We start from the raw sequence: 7,897 nt of genomic DNA on the forward strand, positions 1-7,897 counted from the left end.
CGCTTCGGCTACTGACGCCGCGGGTGCGGCGGTATCGTCGGCCAGCGCTTCGGCCGAGGCCGCGGTAGCGGGCCTGGACATTGTGCAGGCCCAGACCGTCCTGCGCACCGCGGTCAATCCGGATACCTCGGCCGATGAGATCGGCACCGTCGTCGACGTCTCGACTCCGGGCACCGAGCAGGCCATCATTGGCTTTGCCAAGGGCTCAGCGCGGGCGGGCTACACCCCCGAGGTGTACACCGTGAAGTCGGTTAAGGCCGCCGAGAAGGTCGACGGCAACGACGCCGCCACGGTGACCGTCGCGGTCGCCTCGCCGCACACTCCGCAGCCGGTCGACATCACCCTGACCTACGTCAAGATCGGCAACGACTGGAAGTTGAGCGGCGACGCCGTCACCCAGCTCGGCGCCATGAGCAGTCAGCGCTAACCCGCTCCCCGAGCACACCGCACGCTCCCTGAGCACCCGGCACGCTCCCTGAGCACCCGGCACGCCCCCTGAGCCTGTCGAAGGGTCCCCGCGCACACCGCACGCTCCTTGAGCTTGTCGATGGGTCGCAACGAAACTCCGTGTCCGTTTACTCGGACGCGGAGTTTCGCATTTCGGGGGCGCCTCCCGACCATTGCAGTCCACCGGGCGTCTGCTGGCACACCCGGCGGTCGACGCCGCCATCGTCGCTCACGCTGATGGTCGCCACCTGATCGCGCCCGGGCGGCAGGATGCGCGCGGTGATCAATCCGGAGCCCGCCGACGTCAGCACGCGGATCGCTTCGCCGCGGAGTCGTTCGACGTCCCGCGCCGACAGCCGGTCGATGTCCAGACCGCCGTCGTCGAACAGCTGCACCGAAACCCCGCGCAGACGAGCCAAGGCGACACCCTGTCGGACACCCTCGCTGGCCCAGGCTTGGCCTCGGACCTCGTCGCGCAGGGAGTTTTCCAAGATCTGAATGTGCCTCGCCTCATCGGCGGTGAAGGTTTCACCGGCGGCGATGCGCTGCAAGAGCGGTCGTACGTCGCGCTGGAGTTCGGCCAGTCGATCGGCGCGTTCGGCACTGGTTGCTTCGGCTGCGGCCGCTAGCTCGACGGCATCCAGTTCGCGGGTACGCAGCGCGCCGAGCAGCGTCATCATCGGGCGAATCATGGCGGCGATGATCGTGGCCGGCAGCACGGCACCGACGACGCGACTGGTCATCGCGAACATCAGGTCCACCGACTCGCGATGGACGACCGCCCAGGCCGCGGCGATGCCCATGGCGCCGAGCAGCACCAGCCAGCTGAGCCCGGCGCGTCCGCGCAAGGCGAGGAAGCCGGCGAAGACCGCCGTCATCGCCGGCGGAACGGTCACCTGCACCCACCAGTAGTCGTCGTCGGTCATGTGCCACCAGCCGAGGGCGAGCGCCACCAATGCCGCGGCCGAGAGGATGAGCGCCGCCCACCGAGGAAGCGGATCGGTGGGGATCAGAATGCTGGTCGTTATAGCCGCCAGTGCCAGCAGCAGCGCGAGCACTTGCCCGCCCCAGGTGGCCGCAGCGACACTGCCTGGAGCGAAGGCGAACGCGTACCCAACGGCGAGAATCCCGATGGTGATCATCACGAGACCCGATCGCAGACCGAGCAGCGTGGGCAGGTCGGGTACATCGGAGGTCCGCGGCGCCAGGTCCAGCGCCGACTCCGGTTCCGACGTCGGCTGTCCACGGGTGCGCAGGAAGTTCATCACCGTCGCCATTCCAGCGACACCATGGTTCCGTTTCCCGGCGAACTGTCGATGTCGACGGCACCACCGGGCACCGAGCGGATGCGCTGACGGATACCCACCTCGATGCCCATCCGGTCACCGGACACGCGATCGGGATTGAAACCCACGCCATCGTCGGCCACGCGTACGCGGATGGCATCGGTCGTCAGTTGGCCGACCACCACCTGGGAGGCGCCGGCGCCGGCGTGCCGGAGGCTGTTGGCCACCGCTTCGCCTGTCGCGTCGATCACCGCGTCGACGGCAGCGACCGGATAGTCGGTGGCCGTCGGATCGACGTCCAGGGCCACCGCGATGTGGTCGCCGTAGTCGATTACCGATTGGCGGAGGCGGCGGACAGCCAGTTCCGGTGGCAGCGTGCTCGGGCGCTCGCCTTGGGCGCCCTCGAGAACGGCAAGTGCGGAGCGGGCCTGTTCACACTGGACGAGGTCGGGTTGCCCGGCGCGTACGGTCCGCAGCGCGGCGATCACTTCATCACGGACAACGACGTCCAGGCGTCGTCGTTCCGCGGCCCGGGCATGGTGGGCGGCCTCAGCGGCAGCATTCTCAAGGCCTAAATCTCCAAATGTGTGATGGACGTGAAATTGTGATCGTCTTGAGGCCTTACGCCTGGCGGCTCCAGGTCTAACCCTGGAGCCGCATCGGGCGGCGAAGCGGCTCAGGACTGCGCACGCTCCGCGGCGTCGCGTTCCATTGCCTCGATGAGACTCTTGGGGCGCAGGTCAGTCCAGTTCGCCTCGACGTAGGCCAGGCATGCCTCGCGGCTATCTTCACCGAAGACCTTGGTCCACCCGGCCGGGACATCTGCGAACGTCGGCCACAGCGAGTGCTGGTTCTCGTCGTTGACGAGCACAAAGAAGCGGCCGTTTTCGTCGTCAAAGGGGTTGGTCATCATGATCCTTTCGTTAGGAGGAGATTACAGTGCTGACGGCGAGTCACGGCTCCTCCAACCGCGCGAGCGCCGCCTCGATTTCCGGCCCGATCACCGCGAGGGCTTCGGGGTTCGCCATACCGAGATGATGGGTGTCGACGTCAACGTTGAGGATCTCGCCGGCAACGTGCGGCCGCCAGCTCGCTGCCACGCCCGACGGGTCGTCTTTGTCCGCCGTCGCGGTGAACACCTGCAGGGAGCCGTCAAATAGTTGAGGCTCGAACGACGCGACGACGTCGGCCGACGAGTCGAAGCTCTCCATGATCCGTTCAACCTGGTCTTCGGAGAGCAAGCCCATGCCGGCAATCTGCTGACGCACGATCGCTGCGACTTCTTCGGCGTCACCTGCGGTGATCGACTCATCGATGTCGAACAGTTCACGCCACCCGCCAAGGACGTCAGCGGCCGAATCCATGTCGCCTCTGCGCCCACTCTCGGCGGCTTCGGCCGCCGCCGCAGATTCGGGAGCCTCGACGGATTCTGGGTCCGCCACGACTGCGTCCATGATGCCCAGGTAGGCGACGTCTTGCCCGGCCTCGCGGAGCAGCGTCGCCATGCTGTGGGCGATAACGCCACCGACCGACCAGCCAAGCAGATGGTAGGGCCCTTCCGGCTGCACTCGACGAATCTCGTCGACGTAACGTCCGGCGAGTTCGCGGGCGTCGGTCACCGAGTCTTCGCCGGCGACGACGTGCGGATCTTGCAGACCGTATATCGGCCTGTCACTGAGGTACGGCACGAACCCGCCGTAGAACCACGCCAGGCCACCGGCCGGGTGGACGGTGAACAGCGGCTTTCGGGAGCCATCGGTTCGCAGCGGCAGCAATACTTGGCCGTCCGGGCTTCCCCCCTCGGCAATTCGCTGAGCCAACGCCCGCGGTGTTGGATCGCTAAACAACCACGCGAGCTCCACGTCGAGCCCGCGGTTCGCTAGTCGGGCCCGGACTCGGACAGCTGAGAGCGAATTGCCGCCAGCGTCGAAGAACGACTCAGTTGCCCCGAACGGTTCCACACCGAGGACCTCCGCGAAGACCGCGGCAACCTTCTCCTCGACCTCACCTGTCGGGGCGACGTACTCGGCCGCGTTAAGTTCGGGTTCGGGTAATGCCGCCTTGTCGAGCTTGCCGACCGGTGTCAGAGGCAGCGCGTCAAGAACTGCGATGCTCGCTGGCACCATGAACGACGGGAGTCGGGTGCGGGCATGCTCACGCAGCCGATCAAGGTCGACTTCTCCCGCAGTCACCACATATCCAGCCAGGGCCGAGGCGATTGAACCGCCGACTCCGACGACGACTGCAGCCTCCACACCAGGATACGAACCCAAAACTGATTCGATCTCGCCGAGTTCAATCCGCAAGCCGCGGAGCTTGACTTGATCATCGGCACGGCCCGAATACTCCAGCGTCAGCTCACCGCGCGTGTCACGACGCCACCGCACCACGTCTCCGGTGCGGTACATACGCGAGCCCACTACACTGTAAGGGTCCGCTACGAACCTCTCTGACGTCAGGTCTGGACGATTCAGGTAGCCACGAGCCAACGCCGGACCGGTCGCGTAGAGCTCACCAATGACCCCCTCCGGCACCGGGTGCAGGCGGTTGTCCAGCACCATCAGTCCGGCCCCCGGCGTCGGCCCACCCAAACGCACCGGTTCGCCCACTCCCAGGGGGCCGGTCATCGCCACCGCGACGGTGGTCTCACTCGGTCCATACATGTTCACCAGCGACACGCTCTGCGTCCACGCATCGGCAAGTGCCTGCGGTAGCGCCTCGCCGCCAGCACCCACACTGATGACGTCGGCAAATCCGGTCGGATCCAGCGTCGCCAACACCGGCGGCGTGAGGAATACATGCGTGATCCGCTGTTCCCGGATGAATCCGGCCAGCTGGTCACCACCGACCACGTCAGCAGGGCGGTACACCAGCGTTCCGGCGTTCACTGTCGCCAGCAGCAATTCCAGGATCGATGCATCGAAACTCGGGGAGGCGAAACCCAGCACGACCGCACCATCGGTGCAGTTCATCGCGTCCGACTCGGCCTCAGCGAAGGCCCGCAATCCGCGATGGGTCACCGCCACACCCTTCGGGAGCCCCGTCGACCCCGACGTATAGATCACATAGGCAAGGTCATCCAGACTCGCAGGCGGCGCTTCCACATCATCGAGCGCCCCGGTGGCCAGAACCTTCAGTTGGAGCGCAAAGTCGTCACCGACGACCTGCCAGTCCACGCCATCGGGCAGTTCCGACACGCCCTCGCCGGCCAGCCCAACTCGAGCACCCGAATCGGCCAACATCGCCTCGACTCGTTCGGCCGGATACGACGGATCGACCGGCATGTAGGCCCCACCCGCCTTGGCAATCGCCCACACCGCCGTCAGCAAGTCGGCCGAACGCTCTATCCCCACCGCCACGAGCGACCCGGCGCCAACACCTCGGCTGCGCAACCAGCGTGCGAGTTGATTAGACCGGGCATCCAGTTCCGAGTAAGTCAGTGAAGTTTGGTTGTCGCGGACAGCGATCCGCGCGGGCTCACGCCGGGCAGCTGCGGCGAACACCGCTGCCAGCGGCTGTGCCGACTCAGCGATAGCCCCCTTCACGGGGACTAGAGCACCGACGGTGGCGTCATCGACGATCGAGATATCCCCGACCGGGACATCTGGGTTCGCAGTAGCACCGTCGAGCAGCCGCACCATCGACTCGGTGAACCGGGCTACCGTCTGCCTATCGAACATGTCCGTCGCATAGTCGACCGCGCCCGTCCACGTCGACCCCTCGAGGGCCGATTGCACGGTGACAGTCAAATCAACCTTCGCCGATACCTCCGGAGCACCCAAAGCAGCCACATCTAGCCCGGCAACAGTGAAGTCGGCCTCAGCAAGCGACGCCGCCGGATTGAACGACAACAACACCTGTACCAGCGGCGCAAACGCCTCACTACGCACCGGGTCGACCGCCTCAACGATCGCCTCGAACGGCGCATCCGAATGGGCGAAAGCATCCAGATCTACGCGCTTGACCGTCTCGAGGAATTCACCGAAGACCGCCGCACTATCAACCGGGGTGCGCAGCACCAGGGTGTTGACAAACATTCCCACCAGTGGCTCCAGTACCGCTTGGCCACGCCCCGCGATCGGCGTACCGATCGAGACATCGTCAACGCACGCCAATCGCGACAGCAGTGCCGCCAGCCCCGCGTGAACCACCATGAAGGGAGTCACGTCATGTTCGCGGGCCACCTGTTCGACACGGGCACCGACCTCGGCGGGTATCTCGAAGTCGAACCGCGCCCCACATCCGGATGCCGCCGATGGTCGCGGCCGATCAGCAGGGATTTCCAGCACGGCAGGTGCGCCGGCAAGCTGTTTCTGCCAGAAACCTAGCTGTCCACCGACCACAGAATTCGAATCGCCGGGTGATCCGAGAACTGCATGCTGCCAGATCGCGAAGTCCGCGACTTGCACTTCCAACGGCACAAACGCTGGTACCTCACCAGCAACACGTGCGGCGTACGCCGTGACCACATCCGACAGGAACGGCAGCATCGACTCACCGTCCGCAGCGATGTGATGCATCACCACACCCAACAGCCACTGGTTCTTGCCAGAAGGCAACAAGCGAACGCGGAGCGGCCACTGCGAGACCACATCAAAACCCGTCGTCAAACCAGCGACTAGCTCATCATGGGAGGCGACGACCTGCCAATCCAACTGCTCCGCCACCGCCTCAGCCGGAGCGATCTGCTGGTAAGGCACCCCCTCAACTGCCGGGAACGTCGTCCGCAACGCCTCATGGCGCACCGCAACGTCAGCCAACGCGGCCTCGAGCGCAACAACATTAAGGTCGCCCGCCATTTGCAGAACTACAGGAATATTGTATGTCGACGTCGCCGAATCGAACTGATTGATAAGCCACATCCGCTGCTGCGCAAACGACAACGGAACCCGGTCAGGACGCGGATCAGCAGCAACAATCGGCGCCAACGCTGGCGCCCGCCCGCCGGACAGTTCCACCAGTCCACGCACCGTCGGCGCGTCGAACAGGTCACGCACACTCAGCTCCACACCGAGCACTTCCCCGGCCCGCGCCACCAAACGCATCGCCGACAACGAGTTACCACCGGCATCGAAGAACGACTCAGTCACCCCGACCCGATCAACACCAAGCAGCTCAGCGAACACCACCGCCACCGCGGTCTCCGCATCACCGTCAGGAGCCACATACTCGGCCTCCGGCGACACGAACTCCGGCGTCGGCAACGCCTTGCGATCGATCTTGCCCGCCGTATTCAGCGCAATATCATCGAGCACCATCCACACACCCGGCACCATGTACCCCGGCAACGCCGCGCCCGCAGCCCCCTTCACCGCGTCCAGATCAATCGACTCACCCGGACCCGCCGACACATACACCACCAAATGCTCGCCACCATCAGGCGAAGCAGCCACCGTCACCGCCGTATGCACCACACCCGGCGCCGCCGCGATCACCGACTCAATCTCACCCAACTCGATCCGCTGACCACGCAACTTCACCTGAAAATCGGTACGCCCCAGATACTCCAACTGGCCAGAAGCACTACGGCGCACCAAATCCCCCGTGCGATACAACCGCGCACCCGACCCGCCGTACGGGTCAGCCACAAACCGCTCCGCAGTCAAATCCGGCCGCGCCGCATACCCACGCGCCAACTGCACCCCACCCACATACAACTCCCCCGCAACACCAGCAGGCACCCGATGCAGACGCGCATCAAGGACCACCGCCGACGAATTCCACACCGGCACACCAATCGGCACCGTCGGATCATCAGCAGCGACCCGCCCGATCTTCTCAAACGTGATCTCCACCGCAGCCTCGGTCGGACCATACAAGTTGTAGAACAACGCCCCCGGCCACACCGCACGCGTCGGCGCCGCCACCGCCGGCGGCAACGCCTCACCCGTCGTGGAGACGATCCGCACCGAATCAAGCGAGGCCAGCACATCGGCCGGAACCACATCCAAGAACACCGACAGCATCGACGGCACAAAATGCACCATCGTCGCCCCGGTCCGGGCGATCTCCTGGGCCACATACCGCGGCTCCAAATGCCCGCCATCCTTAAGGACCACCACCGTGGCACCCACCATCAACGGCGCAAACAACTCCGGCACCGAACAATCGAACGTGTACGGCGTCTTCTGCACCACCACATCACTGCCATCGATCGGCAACTC

6 protein-coding genes are annotated in these 7,897 nt (G+C 65.3%); 2 read left to right on the forward strand and 4 right to left on the reverse strand.

What is annotated here, in order from left to right; genetic code table 11:
- Nucleotides 1–427, forward strand: a 427-nt coding sequence (locus WAW85_RS13605; protein ID WP_422560138.1) for a DUF4878 domain-containing protein, incomplete at its 5' end; no start/stop codon positions are given.
- A gap of 148 nt (nucleotides 428–575) precedes the next feature.
- Here the strand turns inward: WAW85_RS13605 and WAW85_RS13610 are convergent.
- Both WAW85_RS13610 and WAW85_RS13615 read right to left on the reverse strand, forming a co-directional pair.
- Nucleotides 576–1,724 carry a hypothetical protein gene (locus WAW85_RS13610; RefSeq protein ID WP_422560139.1) on the reverse strand — a complete coding sequence of 383 codons (1,149 nt, stop codon included), beginning with the start codon at nucleotides 1,722–1,724 and terminating at the stop codon, nucleotides 576–578.
- Complete coding sequence (locus WAW85_RS13615) at nucleotides 1,712–2,041, reverse strand: sensor histidine kinase (RefSeq protein ID WP_422560140.1); 330 nt, start codon at nucleotides 2,039–2,041, stop codon at nucleotides 1,712–1,714. The genes WAW85_RS13610 and WAW85_RS13615 overlap by 13 nt, the downstream gene beginning before the upstream one ends.
- A 6-nt stretch (nucleotides 2,042–2,047) precedes the next feature.
- Here WAW85_RS13615 and WAW85_RS13620 point away from each other — a divergent pair, with 6 nt between their 5' ends.
- Nucleotides 2,048–2,308 carry a hypothetical protein gene (locus WAW85_RS13620; RefSeq protein WP_422560141.1) on the forward strand — a complete coding sequence of 87 codons (261 nt, stop codon included), beginning with the start codon at nucleotides 2,048–2,050 and terminating at the stop codon, nucleotides 2,306–2,308.
- Nucleotides 2,309–2,409: 101 nt separating this feature from the next.
- On the opposite strand, the gene WAW85_RS13625 is transcribed toward WAW85_RS13620, so the two are convergent.
- Together WAW85_RS13625 and WAW85_RS13630 are read right to left on the reverse strand one after the other, a co-directional pair.
- On the reverse strand, nucleotides 2,410–2,643 hold the full coding sequence (locus tag WAW85_RS13625) for an MbtH family protein (protein WP_422560143.1): 234 nt from the start codon (nucleotides 2,641–2,643) through the stop codon (nucleotides 2,410–2,412).
- 43 nt (nucleotides 2,644–2,686) lie between these two features.
- On the reverse strand, nucleotides 2,687–7,897 hold a 5,211-nt coding region (locus WAW85_RS13630), incomplete at its 5' end, for an amino acid adenylation domain-containing protein (RefSeq protein WP_422560142.1).

This window comes from Gordonia sp. (in: high G+C Gram-positive bacteria) (assembly GCF_049299075.1).
In the GTDB taxonomy this organism is placed as follows: domain Bacteria; phylum Actinomycetota; class Actinomycetes; order Mycobacteriales; family Mycobacteriaceae; genus Gordonia.